We start from the raw sequence: 17,549 nt of genomic DNA on the forward strand, positions 1-17,549 counted from the left end.
GCGGCAAGCGGGCGGTGGCTGGCAGCGGCGCGGGCGTTCGTGGTGGATGGGCTGGATTGAAGCGCTGGAACGGACGGCGTTACAGGGAGGGTGAGCCATGGCGCGGCACCGGCAGCTCGCCGGCCGCGCCGGGCCGCCTACTTGGTGAGGATCAGCTTGCCCTGGCGGGTGAGGCGCAGGCGGTAGGTCGCGTCGCCATGGCGGATCAGCGCCTCGACGCCGCGGCCCAGCAGCTCCTGGCTGGGCCAGCAGGGCAGCGCCGGGTCATGGGCCGATGGGGTGTGCAGGCCGTCGGCGTGGGCCGGCAGGGTCTCGGCCGCACGTTCGGCCAGCCGGCTGGGCGGCATGCTGTGCGCAGCCACGGGCTGGGGGTCGAAGCGGCGGGGCGGAGGGGCGTTGGGGGTCGGCATGGGGTGGATACTAAATGCGAATACTTCTCATCCAGTATTAACCACATACCGCAAGTGGCTTTTGGCATGCCAGGCCGCCGGGCGGGCCCGGCGGCCTGCAGGCTCAGCGGCTGCCCGGCAGCGGCGTGGCCAGGTACGGAAAGCCCGGCAGCAGCGGCACCACGGCCTGGTCCACCGCGTCGTGCAGGGCCAGCGCGGTGTTGCCCAGCGGCACCGCGGCCGGCTTGCAGGCCGCGCCAAGGCCCAGGGCATTGCCGTTGCCGTTGGCCACGCACAGGCCGCCCATCACCGCCACCAGGGCGATGTCGACCACGTCGTCCTTGGGCCGCCGGCCGTTGGGGAAGCCTGCGAAATCGGTGCCGCCGGCCAGGATGTTGCCCACCACGCCCAGCCGGTTCTGCTGCGCAAAGGCCACCGGCTCGATGCCGGTGTTGAGCCGCAGCATCTCGCTGGCCACCACGGCGCGCGGCTGGTTCAGCCCGCCGATGCCGGTGAGGAAGGTGCCCACCAGATCGGTGCGCGGGTAGTTGGTGGGCGCCACGCCGGGCAGGCCCAGCGCGATCTCCAGCAGCTTGGGCAGCGACGGGTGGGTCACGTAGTCGGCAAACTGGCCGTCGCTGGCGGGCACCGAGCCGTTGAAGCGGTCCTTGTCCTTCAGGCCGATGACCACCTCGTTGACCAGGGGCATGCCCAGGCGCGACACCTGCACCCAGGGCCCGCCGGGCTTGGCGGTGGTGGCATGGCCGGCCGGCGGCGTGGGGTTCAGCAGCACGGCCTGGCGCAGGCTGGCAGTGGTCCAGCCGCCGATCACCGCATCGCCGTCGGGGCCGGCGCGCAGGCAGTCCTTGTGCACCTCGAGGGCCAGCGAGGTGACGTTCTTGTCGCCGATGGTGTTGGGCGCGGCATTGATCAACGCCGGGTTGGTGATCACCGCCACCGGGGCGTTCACCAGATCGAAGATGGCACCCAGGTTGACCGCAAAGCCGTCCTGGCGCTGGCCCACGAACAGCCGCGCCGGCTGCACGCAGCCGGGCATGGCCACGGTGTAGACATGCTGCGCGGCATAGGCGGCGTAGTCGGGCAGGGTCTTGTGGCCGATGTGGTCGATGGGCTTGGCAAAGCTGGTGGCGCCGCTGCCGGCCTGGGTGAGCGGCAGCGGCGTGCCGGTGCGGCGGTCACCGCGCACCAGGCTGACGCTGAAGCGCTCGGCCACGTTGATGTTGCCGTCGCCGCGGTTGACGATGCTGCCGGCCTGCACCAGCGGAATGCCGATGTTCTTGCCGCCCACCGGCAGCGTGATGCCGGCGCCGCCGCCGGCCAGGCTGTTGCTGAAGCGGAACTGGAAGCTCAGGTCTTCCCTGGCGTCGCCGTTGTTGTCGATGTGGATCTCGTACAGCGCATTGGCGTCCATCGCAAAGTAGTTGGGGCCGCCATAGGCATCCTGCAGCGGCTGGTAGTTGGCGATCAGCGTGACATAGCCGCTGCGGCCCGGCTCGTAGCTGCGGAACATGTAGAAGTCGGTGCCATCCACCTTGGGCGCGGTGGTGATGAACGGGGCCTCGCGGTGGCTCGAGGCCTGGGCCGTGCCCAGACCGGCCAGGGCCAGGCCGGTGGCCAGCCAGGTGGCTTGGGCCAGGCGCTGCGGGCGCGGCAGGCGCGAGGCGCCAGAACGGTTTCGGTGCATGGTGATGATTCCTCCGGACAAGGCCGTCGCGGGCTGCGATGCGGCTGCGCTGCTTACGTCCCCCGGCAGCGCGCGGATGCGGCGCGCAGTGCGGCCCCCCAAGAACGTGGGGGACGCGTGCACCGGGCGCATCCGGCCGGCCGGCCCGGCCGTAGCTGCCTTACCCGCCCCGACCACGGAGACACCCATGTCACTGCCTCTTGCCCCCCGCCCCTGCGGCACCGCCCGCACCGCCCGCACCGCTGGCCTGGCCGCCGCGACGCTGGCCACCGCCCTGCTGGCCACCGCCCAGGCGCAGGCCGCGCCGCTGCTGCAGTTCGCGCCGATCGGCGGCAGCGGCAACGTGTCGGTGTTCGACGCGCAGGCCGGCACCGGTGGCTGGGTGGGCGGCCTCGACGGCCTGCTCGATCCGGCCCTGGGCCTGCCGGCGCCGGCCGTGAGCACGGTGCTGTTCACGCTGGACCACCTGACGCAGATGCTGAGCGGCCAGTTCGAGTTCAGCACCACCGACCTGGCGTCCACGCTGGTGGGCCTGGTGAGCGGCACGGTCAGCGATGCGGCCATCCTCACGCAGGGCGGCCAGTTCAGCCTCGACTACACGATCACTGGCGGCAGCGGCCTGTTGGCCGACGTGCGCGGCTACGGCCTGGCCTTCGTCGACTTCGACCCCGCCGCCGGCGGCAGCGACAACTACCGCGAGTCGGGCCTGCTGGTCTACAGCGTGCCCGAGCCGGCCAGCCTGCTGCTGACCGGTCTGGCGCTGTGCGCCATGCTGGGGCTGCGCAGCCGGGGCCAACCGATCAGGGGCTGAGCGTTTTTCGGCCGTGGCCGGCGCTCAGCTTCGCATTTCGGGCACACCCTGTCAGGTGAGCGGGCCCGCCCGCGCTGCGGCCGGGCCGCCGGCGTGCTCGTACAGCACATCGGGGCAATGCTCCTCGTTGTCCTGCCCGTCACTGAAGGCGATGGCCACGAAGCCATGCCGCTCGTACCAGCGCCGCGCACCGGTGTTGGCCTGAAAGCAGTACAGCCGGATCGGTGGCGCCAGACTGGCCAGCGCGTGCTGCAGCAGGCGGGTGCCGATGCCACGCCCGACCCAGGCCGGATCGACCGCCATCTGCGTGATCCAGTGCGCCGGCGCCGCGGCCTCGGTGGCCATCATCGCCAGCACCGTGGCGGGTGGGGCGCCCGCGCTGCCGGCCGGTGCCGCAACCGGCCCGTGGCCCTGGCCGTGGCCTTGCACGCCGCCCTGGCCACAGCCCTGGCCGGGCCCCGCCAGCTCGGCCAGCACCACCCCGCCCGCCGGCACCAGCACCCGGGCCACCCAGTGCCGAAGATCGAGCTCGGCATGGGCCAGCGGCGCATAGGGCATGAACGCGCGGCGCGTGTCGATCAGCAGCTCGGCCACGCGGCCGGCATCGGCGGCGCCGGCCGGGCGCAGGCGCAGCATCACGCGGGCCGGGCGGCCTGGGCCGCGTCAGCTACCAGCAGATCGACCAGATCGCGCGCAAACATCGGCAGCGCCTCGAGGTTGCGCACGCACACATGCATGGCGCGCACGGCCCAGGCGTCGCTGAGCGGCACGATGCGGATGGCCATGGCCTGCGCATGCCGGCGCGCCGCCGATTCGGGCAGGATGCCCACGCCCACGGCGGCCTCGACCATGCGGCAGGCGGCCTCGAAGTTGCCCACCTGGATGCGCAGGCGCAGGTGGCGGTGCAGGCCGTCGCAGACCTGGCGCAGGAAGGCATGGATGGCGCTGCTCTCGTGCAGGCCGATGTGGTCGAGGTCGAGCGTCTGCTCGAAGGGCACGCCGTCGGCCTGCGCCGCCTCGGCCAGCGCATGGCCGGCCGGCACCACCAGCACCAGGCGGTCCTGGCGGTAGGCGATGGTCTGCAGGTTCTCGGTGCGCACATGGCCGGCCACGATGCCGATGTCGGTCTGGCCCTCGCTGACCGCGCGCACGATGTCGTGGCTGAGGCGCTCGCGCAGGTCGATGTTCACATCCGGGTGGGTGCGCAGGTAGCTGCGCAGCACCGGCGGCAGAAACTCGCCCAGCGCCGTGGTGTTGGCAAACACCCGCAGATGGCCCTTGATGCCCTTGGCGTACTCCTGCATGTCGCCACGCAGGTGCTCGATCTGGCCCAGCACCTGCCGCGCATGGTGCACGAAGGCCTGGCCCGGTGGCGTGAGCGTGACGCCCTGGCTGGTGCGGTAGAGCAGCTTGGCGCCGATGCTCTCCTCGAGGTTCTTGATGCGCGTGCTGGCCGCGGGCAGCGACATGTGGCTGCTTTCGGCGCCGCGGGTGAGGCTGTTGGATTCGGCCACGCGAACCATCAGGCGGAGGTCGACCAGATCAAAATGCATGGCGGCGATTCTGCGGCATGCCGCTGCCAGCGCTCGGCATCCGGCGCGAACGCCGCACGCCGGCCGGCGCCAGCCCGGCGGGCCCCAACCGGCTTTTTGCCGGCCACTCAACCAGCCACTCAACCAGCCGCGTGCAGGCCCGGCGGCGCGGTGGTGGTGCTGGCCCCGCCGGCGGCTGCCTGGCGCAGCGGCAGCAGCACGCGCAGCAGCTCGGCCTCGCCCACCGGCTTGGCCACGAAGCCGTTCATGCCGGCGGCCACCACCTGCCGGCGCTCGTGCTCGAGCACCGCCGCCGACAGCGCGATCACCGGCAGCGCCGCGGTGCGGGCATCGGCACGCAGCAGGCGCGTGGCGGCCAGGCCGTCGATGCCCGGCATGTGCAGGTCCATCAGCACGGCGTGCAGCGTGGTGGCGTGCTCGCGGGCCAGGTTCACCGCGGCCTCGCCGTTGTCGGCGGCCAGCACCTGGGCGCCCAGTCGTTCGAGCAGGGCGCTGACGATCAGCATGTTGACCGGGTTGTCCTCGGCCACCAGGATGCGCTGGCCGGCCAGCAGCTGGCTGGCCGCGTCGCTGCGCAGCAGGTCGTCGTCGCTGCCGAAGGCCGGCGGCAACGGCAGTTCGGCCCAGAAGCTGCTGCCCTGCGTGCCATGGCCGTGCACGCCCACCTCGCCGCCCATGCGCGTGGCCAGCTGCCGGCAGATCGACAGGCCCAGGCCGGTGCCGCCGAAGCGCCGCGTGGTCGAGCTGTCGGCCTGCGCAAAGGGCTTGAACAGGCGCTCGCGCAGCGCGGCCGAGACGCCGGGCCCGCTGTCGCGCACGACAAAGCGCACCCGGTCGGGCACCAGGGCCGAAACCTCCAGCGCGATGCTGCCGCGCGGGGTGAACTTGAGCGCGTTCGACAGGTAGTTCGACAGGATCTGCCGCACCCGCACCGGGTCGCCGCGCACCAGCTGCGGCACGCCGGTGCCAATGCGGCAGTGCATCTGCAGCCCGCGCTCGCGGCCCAGCGCGGCAAAGCTGCGGAAGGTGCTGGTCACCAGGCCGTGCAGGCCGAACTCGATGTTCTCGAGCTCGAGGTGGCCGGCCTCGATCTTCGACAGGTCGAGCACGTCGCTGACGATGCCGGTGAGCTGCTCGGCCGCATCCACCATGTGGCTCAGGTACTCGCGGCGCCGCGCCTCGTCGAGGCCGGGCGTCTGCAGCAGGCGCGCCAGGCCCAGCACACCGTTCAGCGGCGTGCGGATCTCGTGGCTCATGGTGGCCAGGAAGGCGCTCTTGGCCTGGCTGGCGGCGTCGGCCTGCAGCTTGGCTTCGGCCAGCTCGCGCGCCACGCGCTGGCGCTCGGTGATGTCTTCGGCCACCCAGATGCTGCCGCCTTCGCGCGGGCGTGCCGCATCCACCGGGCGGGCGCGCAGATGCACGGTGATGCTGCGGCCATCGCGCAGGCGCAGCTCGCGCTCGATGTCGAGCTGGCCGTCGCGCGCCTGCAGCGAGTCGCTGTAGTCGGCAAAGCTGGCGTGGCGCTGGGCGTCGGCAAACATCAGCGCGGTGCTCTGGCCCAGCAGTGCGGCCGGGTCGAGCGCAAAGATCTCGCCCCACTTCGGGTTGACGCGCTCGAAGCGGCGCTCGCGCACCAGCGCGATGCCCACGCTGGCGTTGTCGAGGATGGCGTCGCCCTCGCGGCGCGCGCGGTCGATCTCGGTGACGTCGCGCGCATGGATCACCGCCACCCGGTCGCCATGCCAGTCGAAGGCGGCGGCGGTCAGCAGCATGTCGCGCGGCTGGCCGTCCACGGTGTAGGCCACTGAGCGCAGGTCGCGCACGATGCCGGTGGCCTTGAGGGCCTCGCGCAGGCGCAGCGGCTCGGCGGGGTCGCGCCAGATGCCCAGCGTGAGCCCGGTGCGGCCCTGCACCGCGGCATCGTCCAGGCCGGTGAAGGCCACGAAGCCGGCATTGGCCAGCAGGATGGCGCCGTCGTTCAGCCGCGCCACCACGATCGGGTCGGGGCTCATGTGCACCAGGCGGTCGAGCATGGCCTGGCTGCGCTGCTGCTCGCGCTGCAGTGCGCGCTCGCGGCTGATGTCGCGGCCCACGCCGCGCCAGCCGATCAGCTCGCCGCGGGCGTCGAAGCGCGGCTCGCCGGTGTGGCTGGTGCTCAGCAGGTGGCCATCGGTGCAGCGGTAGTTCAAGACCCGGTCGCGGAACGGCCGGCGCGCGCGCAAGTCTTCGCGCTGCAGGCGGGCATCGGCATCGTCGATCAGCTGCGGCCCGCCGGGCTGGCCCCAGCGCATGAACTCGGCCACGCTGCGGCCGGTGCGCGACTCGAACGATGGCGACAGGTAGGTCGGGCGGCCGCGGGCATCGGTCTCCCAGGTCCAGTCGCTGCCGATGCGCAGCAGATCGGCCAGGCGTTCGCGCTCCACCGCGATCTGCTGCACCGCGCCGCCCAGCACGCGGTGCAGGGCCAGCGCGGCCAGCCAGCCACCCAGCGCCAGCAGCAGATGGGCCAGCAGGCGGTTGGCCTGGGCCAGGGCGTCGTGCAGGCCGGCACCGGGCAGCCGGCCCTGGCGCTCAGCCCAGTCGAGCGCCACCACCACCAGCACATAGGCCAGCGCCAGCCAGCTGGCCGCACGCATGCCGGCCGCCGCACCGGCCACCGCCAGCAGCAGCGCGGCCCCCGACAGCGTGACCATGTGCACCCCAAGGCCCGAGAACCAGGCATGCTGGGCCAGCGCCAGCAAGGCCCCGCCCAGCACCGCCAGGCTGCTGCTGCGTGGCCGGCCGCGCAGCAGCAGCAGCCAGCCGCCGGCGGCCGCCAGCGCCATGATCAGGCCCATGCGCAGCAGGGTGTCCGAGCGCCCGCCCCCGGCGTTGCCGCCCCAGGCCCACTGCAACAGCCCCAGCAGCAGCAAGGCGCCGGCCATCACGCCGACAAACATCACCAGCACGCGTGGCAGCAGCTGGACGGCGGGCACCGGCGCGGGCGCGGCGCCCGGCACCTGCGGTATCGAAGACGGATCGTGGCGAGGCAACACCGGTAAAACCTGTCGGGGGCATCCCAGGTCGCCGAGCGTACCCGTACCGGCTGACGCGCGGGCCGCGCCGGGCGGCCCACAAAGTCACGAACTGCCTAAACCCCGCTCAGATCCCCAACCCGAGGCTGCGGCCCAGGCCATGCGCGGCGCCAAAGGCCAGGTCACCCAGCCACAGCAGCATGGCAATGGCACCGGCGCCGCTGACGGCCGACAGCAGCAGTGCCAGCCCGTCGCGTGCCATCCAGCCCAAGGCCAGCAGCACCAGGCTCAGGCCGGGCAGCACATTGCCCAGCGGCAGCGGCAAAAAGATGATGAAGGCCATCAGCACGATCCACAGCGCCCACAGCAGCGCCGTGCGCGGGTGCGACAGCAAAGACAGGCGGGCGCAGAACCACCGCCCCTGCAGCCAGCGCACGCCGTCCAGCGCACGCAGCACGCGGCGCGACCACACCGGCCCCAGGCGAAAACCGCCCAGCCGCGGCGGCAGCGGCCGCGGCGGTGCACCGCGCGCCCAGTTCAGTGCCAGCAGCGCGATGGCCCAGCTGAGCACCGTGCCCACACCGCCCACCGGCACCACGCACAGCAGGGCCAGCACCAGCAGCAGCATGGGTGTGCTGGCCGGGCCCTGCAGGCGCAGCAAATCGTCCAGCGTGGGATCGTGCGGCGCGTCGGGCGGCTCGCAGGACTCTGGCGGTGGGCTCGAGGCGGTGGGTGGGTGCATGGCTGGACAGTGTGACCGTCGCGGATGACAGCCCGCCCGCTGCGCGCCGGCCGGTGGCACGAGCCGGTGACGGGCGGGCGCCTCGGGCGGCGGGAAAGCCTCGATTGAACCTGTTGATTCGTGTGCGAGGCTTCGGTGGATTCGAAGTGTGCCTGCGGCGCGACCTGCTTGTGGCCGTGCTGCCGCGGCCCGCTGCGGCGGCGTCAGCCCAGCCGCGCGGCGGCGATCACCTGCTGCACCAGCGGGTGGTGCTGCCCGCGCCGGGTGCGGATGGCATGCACCTCCTCCAGCACCTCGGGGCTGTCGCCCAGCCATTTCAGGCCGCGGGTGATGGCCACATCCTCGGCACCCGCGGCACTGACCGGAAACACGCCGAGCCCGCGCGCGGCAAACAGCGCCAGCAGCGCGCTGTCTTCAAACTCACCCACCACCTGCGGTGCCAGGCCGTGGCTGTCAAACCATTGCTCCAGGCGCGGTCGCAGCGGCGAATGCGCCGTGGGCAGCAGCACCGGCAGCTCGTTCAGGCACAGCGGAAAGCGGCTCACCTCGGCCGCCTTCACCAGGTGGGCCGGGCCATGCCACTGCACCGGCGAGGCCTGCAGCCGCTCGCTGGCCAGGCGCAGGTTGGGATTGGGCGGCGCGGCCTGGCCGGCCAGCACCAGATCGAGGTGGTGGCGCGCCAGCTCGCCCAGCAGCTGCTCCTGCTCGCCCTCGTGGCATACCAGGCGCAGCCGCGGCGCGGCCAGCACCGGCGCCAGCAGCGCATGCGCGGCCAGCTTGGAGATGCCGTCCACCAGGCCCACGGCCAGGCGCTGCACCGGCGCGGTGGCGGCACTGCGCACATCGTCGGCAATGCGCTGGCCGATCTGGAAGATCTCGTCGGCGCGGGCAAAGGCCGCCTGGCCGGCCTCGGTGAGCGCCACGCCGCGGCCGGCCGGCTTGAGCAGCTGGTGGCCGAGCGACTTCTCGAGCTCGCGCACCTGGGCGCTGATGGTCTGCACGGCCATGTCCAGGCGCTCGGCCGCGCGGGTGAAGCCACCCTCCTTGGTGACCAGCCAGAAGTAGTAGAGATGGCGGTAGTTGAGGTTCATGGCATCGGCGCATCGGGCTGGTCGGGCCTGTCGGGGCGTTCCGGAGGAGGCAATGGCAGCTGATTCTGACTTCGTATTTTACGAAACGTTAGACAGTATTGATCGAAACAACAGAAGCGTCACGGCCACCAGAATCGCGGCTTCTGAAAGGGGATTGCCGTGGACACGATTGCGCCGACCTGGCTCTGGATATTTTTTGTCGTCACCGTGCTGGTGGCGCTGTTCATCGACTTCGTGGTGCTGCGCAAGCAGGGCGCCCACGAGGTCTCGGTGCCCGAGGCGGTGCGCTGGTCGATCGTGTGGGTGGCCGCCAGCCTGGCCTTCAACGGCCTGTTCTGGTGGGCGGTGGCGCAAGACCACGGCCAGGCCGTGGCCAACACCAAGGCGCTGGAGTTTCTGACCGGCTACCTGATCGAGAAGAGCCTGGCGGTCGACAACATCTTCGTGTTCCTGATGATCTTCACCTACTTCGCGGTGCCGCCGGCCTACCAGAAGCGGGTGCTGATGATCGGCATCGTTGGTGCCATCGTGCTGCGCACCGGCATGATCCTGGTGGGCTCGTGGCTGATCACGCAGTTCCACTGGGTGCTCTACATCTTTGGCGCGTTCCTGCTGATCACCGGCATCAAGATGTGGTGGGCGGCCGGCAAGGAGCCCAGCCTTGACGACAACCCGGCGCTCAAGCTGCTCAAGCGCGTGATCCCGGTGAGCAACAGCTTCAACGGCGAGCGCTTCTTCACGCTGGACAATGGCAAGCGCATCGCCACGCCGCTGCTGCTGGTGGTGGCGCTGGTGGGCATCACCGACGTGATCTTCGCGGTCGATTCGATCCCGGCGATCTTCGCGATCACCACCGATCCGTTCATCGTGCTCACCTCGAACATCTTCGCCATCCTGGGCCTGCGCGCGATGTACTTCCTGCTGCAGGCGGTGGCCGCCAAGTTCCACCTGCTGAGCTATGGCCTGGCGCTGATCCTGGGCTTCATCGGCACCAAGATGATGTTGATCGACCTGGTGAAGATCCCGGTGCTGGCTTCGCTGGGCGTGGTGGTGGGCATCCTGGCCGCGACCATGTGGCTGTCGGTGCGCACCGCACCCAAGCTGCCCGAGCTGGAAGCCGGCGCCTCGCGCCACTGAGGTCTGGCCGCGGTGCCGGCCTCGGCAAGGGCCGTGGCGCCAGCAGAAAGGGCCGGCATTGCCGGCCCTTTGTCATGCCGGGCCGCCCGGCCAGTCTGGATCAGGCCGTGAGCGGTGCCGGCAGCACGGTGCCGCTGCACGCGCCAAAGCCGACGCGCGGGCCGCCGGCCTGCTGCGCAAAGGCGCGCAGGGTCAGCGTGTCGCCATCGGCCAGGAAGCTGCGCGTCTCGCCACCGGGCAGCGCCAGCGGCTGCTTGCCGCCCATCGACAGCTCCAGCAGCGAGCCCCCCTGGCCGGCTTCGGGCCCGCTTTGCGTGCCGGTGCCCAGCAGGTCACCGGTGGCCAGGTTGCAGCCATTGCTGGCATGGTGGGTGAGCAGCTGCGCCAGGGTCCAGTAGGCATCGCGGAAGTTGCTGCTGGAGAGCCTGGTCGCGGCCTCGCCGCGCTGGCGCATCGCGGCGGTCTGCAGCCACACCTCGAGCGTGATGTCGATGGCGCCGGCCGCGCGGTTGGCCGCGCTGTCCAGGTAGGGCAGGGGCTGCGGATCACCCGCCGGCCGCGTGAAGGGCACGCGGTAGGGCGCCAGGGCCTCCATCGTCACCAGCCAGGGCGAGAGGGTGCTGCCGAAGTTCTTGGCCAGGAAGGGGCCCAGCGGCTGGTACTCCCAGGCCTGCAGGTCGCGTGCGCTCCAGTCGTTGAGCAGCACCAGGCCGGCCAGGCGGTCTTCGGCCGCGGTGATGGGCACCGGCTCGCCCAGCGCATTGCCCTGGGCCACGATGGCGCCCAGCTCCAGCTCGTAGTCCAGCCGCTGGCAGGGGCCGAACGCCGGGGCTTCGTCGGCCGGGCTGGTGGGCGCCCGGGTCTGGCCCAGCGGGCGGCGCAGCGGCGTGCCCGAGACCACGATCGACGAGGCGCGGCCGTGGTAGCCGATGGGCACCCACTTGTAGTTGGGCAGCAGCGGGTTGTCGGGCCGGAACAGCTTGCCCACCGTGGTGGCGTGGTGGATGCCGGTGTAGAAATCGGTGTAGTCGCGGATGGTGCAGGGCAGGGCCATCTCGGCCGCGGCCTGCGCCACCAGGCAGCCGGCCAGCGCGGCCTGCTGTGGCGAGCCGGTGGCCAGGGCATCGCTGATGGCCAGGCGCAGGGCCACCCGGGTGGCCTTGGGCGCGGCGATCACGGCCGCCAGATCGCCCTGGGCCAGCGCATCGAGCTGCGGCGCCAGCGCGGCCGGCCAGCCGGCCACCGGGCGGGCGGCGGCCAGGTCGAGGATCTGGTCGCCGATGGCCACGCCGATGCGCCAGGGCTCGGTGCTGCCGGCGCGGCGAAAGCGGCCCCAGGGCAGGTTCTGCAGGCTGAAGTCGCAGCCGGCCGCCTGGGCCGAGGCCACCCAGCTGGTGCGTTGGGCGTTGTGGCTCTTGTCCAGGCTCATGCGCCGGCTCCTTCGGTGCCGGCCACGCCGGCGCGGGCGGCGGCCAGCGCCTGCTTCAGCACGCGCAGATCGCCGATGTGGTTGGCCAGCAGCAGGATCAGCCGGGCGTTGACCAGGCGGCTGGCCTCGTCGCCGAGGTCGCGGTGGGTGTCGATCAGCATCTCGTAGAAGTCGTCGCCGGGGCTGAAGGCATGCAGCGGGGTCTGGCCGGGCACGCCGAAGTGGGCTTGGGTGTTGAGTTGAGCCATGTGCGGGGGGGCTTTCAGGCGTTGCAGGTGGCGCGTTGCACGGCGGCGCGCACGGCGGCGGCGTCCAGGCCGCGCCAGCGCGCAGCCACATGCTGATCGGGGCGCAGCAGGTAGGCGGTGCCGGGCCGGGCATCGCAGCGGTGGCGGGCGATGCCGCCGGCATCGAGCACCTGGCGGGTGCCGGCCGGCAGGCCGGCGGGCAGCGCGCCGGCCTGCCCGGTGACCAGCAGCGTGTGCACCGGAACCGGCGCATCGGCCAGGCGGGCGATGTGCTCGCACTGCATGGCCGTCAGCGCCTGGGCGCTTGGCGTGAACAGCATCAGCACGAAGCGCTGGCCGCAGTGGCGCAGCAGCCAGCCGGCCTGCACCGGCGCATCGGCCAGCGGCGCGCCGGGGCGCATCAGGCCGTCGAAGGGCTCTGAATCGGGCGTGTTGAGCGCCGAGTCGAGCAGGTGCGCCGGCACGCTGAGCCGCCCCGAGTTGACCAGCGCGCGGGCGAAGGCATGCTCGCGCGCCAGCGTCAGCACGGCATTGCGGAAGTCGCGGCTGACCTGGCTCTTGGGCGTGATGAAGTCGGTGGCGCGTGTCGAGTTCAACAGGTTCTCGTCGGCCGCCAGCACGCGTTCGGCGCTGTAGTTGTCCAGCAGTGCCTCGGGCGCCAGGCCGCGCAGCACCAGGTCGAGCTTCCAGGCCAGGTTGTCGGCATCCTGCAGGCCCGAGTTGGCACCACGTGCGCCGAAGGGCGAGACCTGGTGCGCCGCGTCGCCGGCAAACAGCACGCGGCCATGGCGAAAGCGGCCCATGCGCCGGCACTGGAAGGTGTAGACGCTGACCCACTCGAGCTCGAACGCCGCGTCGGGGCCCAGCATGGCGCGGATGCGCGGGATCACCCGCTCGGGCTGCTTCTCGGCCTCGGGGTCGGCATCCCAGCCGAGCTGGAAGTCGATGCGCCAGACGTCGTCGGCCTCGCGGTGCAGCAGCACGCTCTGGTTGCGGTGAAAGGGCGGGTCGAACCAGAACCAGCGCTCCTGTCCAGGCCGCGCCCGGCCGCGCACGGTTTCGTCCGGCGCCGTGCCGGGCTGGCCGCTGTCAGCCGCGCCGCCGCCCGGTCCGGGTGGCTGCGACTTCATCACCACATCGGCGATCAGGAAGCGGTCTTGAAAGACCTTGCCCTCGATGTCCAGGCCCAGCATGCGGCGCACCGGGCTGCGTGCGCCATCGGCCACGATCAGCCAGTCGGCATCGAGCGCGAAGCTGCCGTCGGCGGTGGCCACCGTCAGGCGCACGCCGTCGCCCGCGCCCGCGCCGGGCGCCACGGCCGTGACCTTGTGCTTCCAGCGCAGGGTCAGCCCGGGCAGCTGCTGCGCGCGCTCGACCAGGTACTGCTCGAGGTAGTACTGCTGCAGGTTGACCATGCCGGGGCGCTCGTGGTCGGCCTCGGGCAGCAGGTTGAAGCGGAAGACCTCGTCGTCGCCGAAGAAGGTGCGGCCCACGTTCCAGGTGACGCCCTTGGCCACCACGGCGTCGCCCACGCCCAGGCGGTCAAGGTACTCGAGCGTGCGCTTGGCGTAGCACAGGCCGCGCGAGCCCACGCTGACCGTGTCGTCGTCGTCCAGCAGGATCACCGGCTGGCCCTGCTGGGCCAGGTCGATGGCGGCCGCCAGGCCCACCGGGCCGGCGCCCACCACCACCACGGGGTGGCGCGGCACGCGGCCGGGGGCCTCCAGCTCGGGCGCGCGCGGGCTGGTGTAGCGGGGGTAGGTGTAGGTGCTCAGCATGGCCAGGGTGCCGGCGTCAGGCCGTGCCTTGGCCGAGTTCGTGGTTGTGCATCCAGGCGGCGTGCTTGGGCGCGCGCTTGGTCTGGGCCCATTCGTTGAGCATGTCCCACTTCACCGCGTCGAGCTTGCGGTCCATCTCGGCCGTGTTGGTGTCGCAGGCCAGCTCGAGCCGGTGGCCATTGGGGTCGAAGAAGTAGATCGACTTGAAGATGGTGTGGTCGGTGGGGCCGATCACGTCGACGCCCTTGGCCTGCAGGCTGGCCTTGGTGGCCTCGAGCTCGGCCACCGAATCGACCTTGAAGGCGATGTGCTGCACCCAGTTGGGCGTGGCCTCGTCACGGCCCATGGCCGGCGAGTTGGGCAGCTCGAAGAAGGCCAGGATGTTGCCGCCACCCGCATCGATGAACACATGCATGTACGGGTCGGGCGCCTGGGTGCTGGGCACCTGGTCTTCGGCGATGGCCAGCACGAAGTCCATGCCCAGGTGCTCTTGGTACCACTGCACCGTCTGCTTGGCGTCCTTGCAGCGGTAGGCGACGTGGTGGATGCGTTGGATGGCCATGTCCTTGTCTCCTCGGGTGGGGTGTCAGACGCCTTCGAGGCTCTTCCACATCTCGACATCGCGCTCGGCGGTCCAGATGCGGGGATCGGGGTACTGCGTCACCTCGTCGTAGCAGCGGGTCACGTCGAAGGGCATGCAGTGGTCGAAGATGACCCAGCCCTTGTACTTGGGCGCCATGGCCGCGTAGGTGCGCCGATAGACGGTGTTGAGGTCTTCACCGGCGGCCACGCCGGCCTGGACATTGGCGTACACGTCGGCGATGAAGCCGCGCGTGCCGGCCAGGCCGGCCTGCACCTGCTCGGGCGTGGTGAGTGCGGCGCCACGGCCGGGCACCAGCTGCTCGGGCGCGAGCGCGGCGATGTTGTCCAGCGTGCGCGGCCAGTCCTTGAAAAAGGCATCGCCGGCATAGGGCGTGGCGTCGAACTCGACCAGGTCGCCCGAGAACAGGATCTTCTGCTGCGGCAGCCAGGCCACCGTGTCACCCTTGGTGTGGCCGCGGCCCAGCTGCAGCAGCTGCACCTCCAGGCCACCCAGCCACAGCGTCATCTTGCCGCTGAAGGTGAGGGTCGGCCAGGTCAGGCCCGGCGGCACGCTCTCGACATTGCGAAACAGGCGCGGAAAGCGGCCGATCTCGCTGGCCTTGTCCTGCTCGCCGCGCTCGACGATCAGGTCGCGCGTGTCCTGGCTGGCAATGATGTGCTCGGCGCCATAGGCCGACGCGCCCAGCACGCGCACCGCGTGGTAGTGGGTCATCAGCACGTAGCGGATCGGTTTGTCGGTGACCTCGCGGATGCGGCGGATCACGTCCTGCGCCATCACCGGCGTGGCCTGGGTGTCGAGCACCATCACGCAGTCGTCGCCAATGATGATGCCGGTGTTGGGATCGCCCTCGGCGGTGTAGGCGTAGGCATTGGGCGACAGCTGGACGAAGCTGACCTTCTTCTCTTCCAGATCGGCCTGGCTGGCAAAGTTCTTGGTGCTCACGGGCGGGGTCTCCGGTGCGGTGCGGGCAGGGCGGGTGGCGTCCGCCAAGGCGGCGGCCAGGCCTGCAGTATCTCGGGGTGCGTTATCGGTTGTCAAATGAATTCGTCTAAAACGAATAACGGCGGACGCTGCGGACGACCTGGCTCGGGCGCGCCAGGCGCCTGCCGCCGCGCCGCGCCGCTGGAAGCGCTGCGCTTTTCGGGCCTTTGGCCGCCGGCCGGCGCCGCGAAGATGCCAGCCAACGAAGTACATGCCTTCCCCATGACCCGATTGCTTCTGGTTCCCGGCAGCCTGCGCGCCGGCTCGTTCAACCTGCGTTTGCTGCGTGACCTGGCCCAGCGCCTGCATGGCCGCTGCGAGATCGACTTTCTGCTGCCGCGCCAGGTGGGCCTGCCGCTGTTCGATCAGGACCTCGAGGCCGAGCCCGGCGTGATGGCCCAGGTGCGCGCACTGCACCGGCGCTTTGCCGCGGCACATGGCCTGGTGGTGGCCAGCCCGGCCTACAACGGCCAGCTCACGCCCTATCTGAAGAACCTGGTGGACTGGGTGGCGCGCCTGCCCGAGGCCGACCCGACGGCGGCCAATGCCTTTCTCGACCGGCCGGTGCTGCTGTGCAGCGCCTCGCGCGGCGGCGGTGACGACGGGCCGGCGGCCATTCCGAATGCGCGTGCGCTGTTCGGCCATGTGGGCGCCACGGTGCTGGGCGAGGCGGTGAGCCTGCCGCGCGCGGCCGAGGCCTGGACGGCCGACGGCTTTGGTTTCAGCCCGCGGGTCGAGGCCCAGCTGGATGCCGCCGTGGCCCGCGTGCTGCGCCAGGCCCAGGCCTTTGCGGCCACCGCGCCGGCTGTGCCCTGGCCGGTGGCGGCCGCGACCGGCAGCGCCGGCGGGCCGCGGGCGGCAGAGGCGGCCACCGCACTGTGGCCGCTGCCGCAGCGCCCCGCCGCCGTGCAGCAGGCCACCGCCGGCGTGGCCTGAAGCGGCGCGCAAGCGGGCCGGGCACCCGTGCAGCGGTGCACGGCAGGGCCTGACCTGCAGCGGTGCACGGCAGGCTGCAGCCCTGCAGCGGTGCACGGCACGGCCTGCCGTGGCGGCCACCACAATGCCGGCATGTCGACCCCGTCTGCCAAGCTCCAGCCCTTGTCGGGCGCGGCCTTTGCCGTGCTGCTGCTCATCGCGCTGATGATGGGCGCCAACCATGTGGCCGCGCGCCTGGCCTTCAACCACGGCGTGGACGTGAGCACCGCCGTGGCCTGCCGCAGCGGTGTCACCGCGCTGGTGGTCGGGCTGCTGGTGCTGGCGCAGCGTGTGCCGCTGCGCTTCACGCCGCGCCACCGCCTGGCCCTGCCGGCCATCGGCGCCCTGATTGCGGTGCAAAGCCTGAGCCTGTACTCGGCCGTGGCCCGGCTGCCGGTGGCGCTGGCGCTGCTGGCCTTCAACAGCTACCCCTTGTGGACGGCGCTGTGGGCCCGCCTGATCTACCGCCACCGGCCCGACCCGCGCATGCTGCGCGCCATGCCGGTGATGCTGCTGGGCCTGGCGCTGGCGCTGGATGTGCTGGGCGCCAGTTCAGGCCTGGGCGCGGCGGCGCACTGGGGCCGCATTGGCGCCGGTGTGGCCTTTGCGCTGGCGGCTGCCGCGGTGTTTGGCCTGGCCCTGGTGCTCACCCAGCATGAGGCGGCCGATGTGGACGGCCGTGTGCGCACCGCCTGCACCATGGCCCAGGTGGGCGTGCTGGCACTGGTGGGCGTGGGCTTTCAGGGTGGTTTCCACTGGCCCGCGGCAGCGGCTGGCTGGGCCGGCCTGCTGGCGCTGACCGTGCTGTACGGCACCGCCTTCACCATCATGTTCACCGTGCTGCCACGCCTGGGCGTGGTGGGCAACTCGGCGATCATGAACGTGGAGCCGGTGTTCGCGCTGCTGCTGGCCTGGGCCCTGCTGGGCCAGGCCATCGCGCCCATGCAGGTGGCCGGCGGCCTGCTGGTGGTGGCCACCGTGGTGTGGCTGGGGCTGGGGCGGCGGTAGATGGGGCACCCGGCCCCGCGCTTGCGCGGGGCCACCCGCCGAGCGGGTGCGGGCCGGCTTGGGAGCGGCCCGGCGCTCGGCCCG

The 17,549-nt window shown here is 71.7% G+C and carries 16 protein-coding genes; 4 read left to right on the forward strand and 12 right to left on the reverse strand.

Annotated elements, in window-relative coordinates; all coding sequences use genetic code 11:
- Positions 1 to 137: 137 nt before the first annotated feature.
- Together N4G63_RS23225 and N4G63_RS23230 are read right to left on the reverse strand one after the other, a co-directional pair.
- On the reverse strand, positions 138 to 410 hold the full coding sequence (locus N4G63_RS23225) for a hemin uptake protein HemP (protein ID WP_260789998.1): 273 nt from the start codon (positions 408 to 410) through the stop codon (positions 138 to 140).
- A 103-nt stretch (positions 411 to 513) separates the two neighbouring features.
- Positions 514 to 2,094 carry a DUF4331 domain-containing protein gene (locus N4G63_RS23230; RefSeq protein WP_260789999.1) on the reverse strand — a complete coding sequence of 527 codons (1,581 nt, stop codon included), beginning with the start codon at positions 2,092 to 2,094 and terminating at the stop codon, positions 514 to 516.
- Positions 2,095 to 2,281: 187 nt separating this feature from the next.
- On the opposite strand from N4G63_RS23230, the gene N4G63_RS23235 reads away from it, so the two are divergent.
- Complete coding sequence (locus tag N4G63_RS23235) at positions 2,282 to 2,905, forward strand: PEP-CTERM sorting domain-containing protein (protein ID WP_260790000.1); 624 nt, start codon at positions 2,282 to 2,284, stop codon at positions 2,903 to 2,905.
- 51 nt (positions 2,906 to 2,956) lie between these two features.
- Here the strand turns inward: N4G63_RS23235 and N4G63_RS23240 are convergent, their stop codons facing one another.
- The 5 genes from N4G63_RS23240 to N4G63_RS23260 form a co-directional block, all read right to left on the reverse strand.
- Positions 2,957 to 3,541, reverse strand: a complete 585-nt coding sequence (locus N4G63_RS23240; RefSeq protein ID WP_260790001.1) for a GNAT family N-acetyltransferase — start codon at positions 3,539 to 3,541, stop codon at positions 2,957 to 2,959.
- On the reverse strand, positions 3,541 to 4,458 hold the full coding sequence (locus tag N4G63_RS23245) for a LysR substrate-binding domain-containing protein (protein ID WP_314600375.1): 918 nt from the start codon (positions 4,456 to 4,458) through the stop codon (positions 3,541 to 3,543). Before N4G63_RS23245 ends, N4G63_RS23240 begins: the two co-directional genes overlap by 1 nt.
- Positions 4,459 to 4,577: 119 nt before the next feature.
- On the reverse strand, positions 4,578 to 7,433 hold the full coding sequence (locus tag N4G63_RS23250; RefSeq protein WP_314600376.1) for an ATP-binding protein: 2,856 nt from the start codon (positions 7,431 to 7,433) through the stop codon (positions 4,578 to 4,580).
- A gap of 166 nt (positions 7,434 to 7,599) precedes the next feature.
- Positions 7,600 to 8,214 carry an exopolysaccharide biosynthesis protein gene (locus N4G63_RS23255; RefSeq protein ID WP_260790004.1) on the reverse strand — a complete coding sequence of 205 codons (615 nt, stop codon included), beginning with the start codon at positions 8,212 to 8,214 and terminating at the stop codon, positions 7,600 to 7,602.
- 203 nt (positions 8,215 to 8,417) lie between these two features.
- The gene (locus tag N4G63_RS23260) at positions 8,418 to 9,305 is read right to left on the reverse strand and encodes a LysR family transcriptional regulator (RefSeq protein ID WP_260790005.1); all 888 of its coding nucleotides are present in this window, start codon (positions 9,303 to 9,305) and stop codon (positions 8,418 to 8,420) included.
- Between the two features lie 159 nt (positions 9,306 to 9,464).
- Between N4G63_RS23260 and N4G63_RS23265 the strand changes: the two genes are divergently transcribed.
- Positions 9,465 to 10,442 (forward strand): TerC family protein, encoded by a 978-nt coding sequence (locus N4G63_RS23265; RefSeq protein WP_314600377.1) that lies wholly within the window; start codon positions 9,465 to 9,467, stop codon positions 10,440 to 10,442.
- A gap of 100 nt (positions 10,443 to 10,542) precedes the next feature.
- On the opposite strand, the gene fahA is transcribed toward N4G63_RS23265, so the two are convergent.
- Genes fahA through N4G63_RS23290 form a run of 5 tightly spaced genes read right to left on the reverse strand, consistent with a single transcriptional unit; the run spans position 10,543 to position 15,443 of the window.
- On the reverse strand, positions 10,543 to 11,871 hold the full coding sequence (fahA, locus tag N4G63_RS23270; protein WP_314600378.1) for a fumarylacetoacetase: 1,329 nt from the start codon (positions 11,869 to 11,871) through the stop codon (positions 10,543 to 10,545).
- Positions 11,868 to 12,119, reverse strand: coding sequence for a DUF2783 domain-containing protein (locus N4G63_RS23275; protein ID WP_260790006.1), 252 nt, complete (start codon positions 12,117 to 12,119; stop codon positions 11,868 to 11,870). The genes fahA and N4G63_RS23275 overlap by 4 nt, the downstream gene beginning before the upstream one ends.
- Before the next feature lie 14 nt (positions 12,120 to 12,133).
- The gene (locus N4G63_RS23280) at positions 12,134 to 13,897 is read right to left on the reverse strand and encodes an FAD-dependent oxidoreductase (RefSeq protein WP_260790007.1); all 1,764 of its coding nucleotides are present in this window, start codon (positions 13,895 to 13,897) and stop codon (positions 12,134 to 12,136) included.
- Positions 13,898 to 13,913: 16 nt separating this feature from the next.
- Positions 13,914 to 14,459 carry a VOC family protein gene (locus tag N4G63_RS23285; RefSeq protein WP_260790008.1) on the reverse strand — a complete coding sequence of 182 codons (546 nt, stop codon included), beginning with the start codon at positions 14,457 to 14,459 and terminating at the stop codon, positions 13,914 to 13,916.
- 24 nt (positions 14,460 to 14,483) lie between these two features.
- On the reverse strand, positions 14,484 to 15,443 hold the full coding sequence (locus tag N4G63_RS23290; RefSeq protein ID WP_260790009.1) for an MBL fold metallo-hydrolase: 960 nt from the start codon (positions 15,441 to 15,443) through the stop codon (positions 14,484 to 14,486).
- A gap of 261 nt (positions 15,444 to 15,704) precedes the next feature.
- Here N4G63_RS23290 and N4G63_RS23295 point away from each other — a divergent pair, with 261 nt between their 5' ends.
- Positions 15,705 to 16,418, forward strand: coding sequence for an NADPH-dependent FMN reductase (locus tag N4G63_RS23295; protein ID WP_260790010.1), 714 nt, complete (start codon positions 15,705 to 15,707; stop codon positions 16,416 to 16,418).
- A 132-nt stretch (positions 16,419 to 16,550) separates the two neighbouring features.
- Positions 16,551 to 17,465 carry a DMT family transporter gene (locus tag N4G63_RS23300; RefSeq protein ID WP_260790011.1) on the forward strand — a complete coding sequence of 305 codons (915 nt, stop codon included), beginning with the start codon at positions 16,551 to 16,553 and terminating at the stop codon, positions 17,463 to 17,465.
- Positions 17,466 to 17,549 lie beyond the last annotated feature (84 nt).

It is taken from the genome of Aquabacterium sp. OR-4, from assembly GCF_025290835.2.
GTDB lineage: Bacteria > Pseudomonadota > Gammaproteobacteria > Burkholderiales > Burkholderiaceae_C > Pseudaquabacterium.

What these genes read in the sequence shown, in the direction of transcription:
- N4G63_RS23280 (WP_260790007.1), bottom strand. Translation starts at nt 13,897, where the DNA reads ATGCTGAGCACCTACACCTACCCCCGCTACACCAGCCCGCGCGCGCCC.
- N4G63_RS23285 (WP_260790008.1), bottom strand. Translation starts at nt 14,459, where the DNA reads ATGGCCATCCAACGCATCCACCACGTCGCCTACCGCTGCAAGGACGCC.
- fahA (WP_314600378.1), bottom strand. Translation starts at nt 11,871, where the DNA reads ATGAGCCTGGACAAGAGCCACAACGCCCAACGCACCAGCTGGGTGGCC.
- N4G63_RS23260 (WP_260790005.1), bottom strand. Translation starts at nt 9,305, where the DNA reads ATGAACCTCAACTACCGCCATCTCTACTACTTCTGGCTGGTCACCAAG.
- N4G63_RS23295 (WP_260790010.1), top strand. Translation starts at nt 15,705, where the DNA reads ATGACCCGATTGCTTCTGGTTCCCGGCAGCCTGCGCGCCGGCTCGTTC.
- N4G63_RS23230 (WP_260789999.1), bottom strand. Translation starts at nt 2,094, where the DNA reads ATGCACCGAAACCGTTCTGGCGCCTCGCGCCTGCCGCGCCCGCAGCGC.
- N4G63_RS23240 (WP_260790001.1), bottom strand. Translation starts at nt 3,541, where the DNA reads ATGCTGCGCCTGCGCCCGGCCGGCGCCGCCGATGCCGGCCGCGTGGCC.
- N4G63_RS23300 (WP_260790011.1), top strand. Translation starts at nt 16,551, where the DNA reads ATGTCGACCCCGTCTGCCAAGCTCCAGCCCTTGTCGGGCGCGGCCTTT.
- N4G63_RS23225 (WP_260789998.1), bottom strand. Translation starts at nt 410, where the DNA reads ATGCCGACCCCCAACGCCCCTCCGCCCCGCCGCTTCGACCCCCAGCCC.
- N4G63_RS23255 (WP_260790004.1), bottom strand. Translation starts at nt 8,214, where the DNA reads ATGCACCCACCCACCGCCTCGAGCCCACCGCCAGAGTCCTGCGAGCCG.
- N4G63_RS23275 (WP_260790006.1), bottom strand. Translation starts at nt 12,119, where the DNA reads ATGGCTCAACTCAACACCCAAGCCCACTTCGGCGTGCCCGGCCAGACC.
- N4G63_RS23245 (WP_314600375.1), bottom strand. Translation starts at nt 4,458, where the DNA reads ATGCATTTTGATCTGGTCGACCTCCGCCTGATGGTTCGCGTGGCCGAA.
- N4G63_RS23235 (WP_260790000.1), top strand. Translation starts at nt 2,282, where the DNA reads ATGTCACTGCCTCTTGCCCCCCGCCCCTGCGGCACCGCCCGCACCGCC.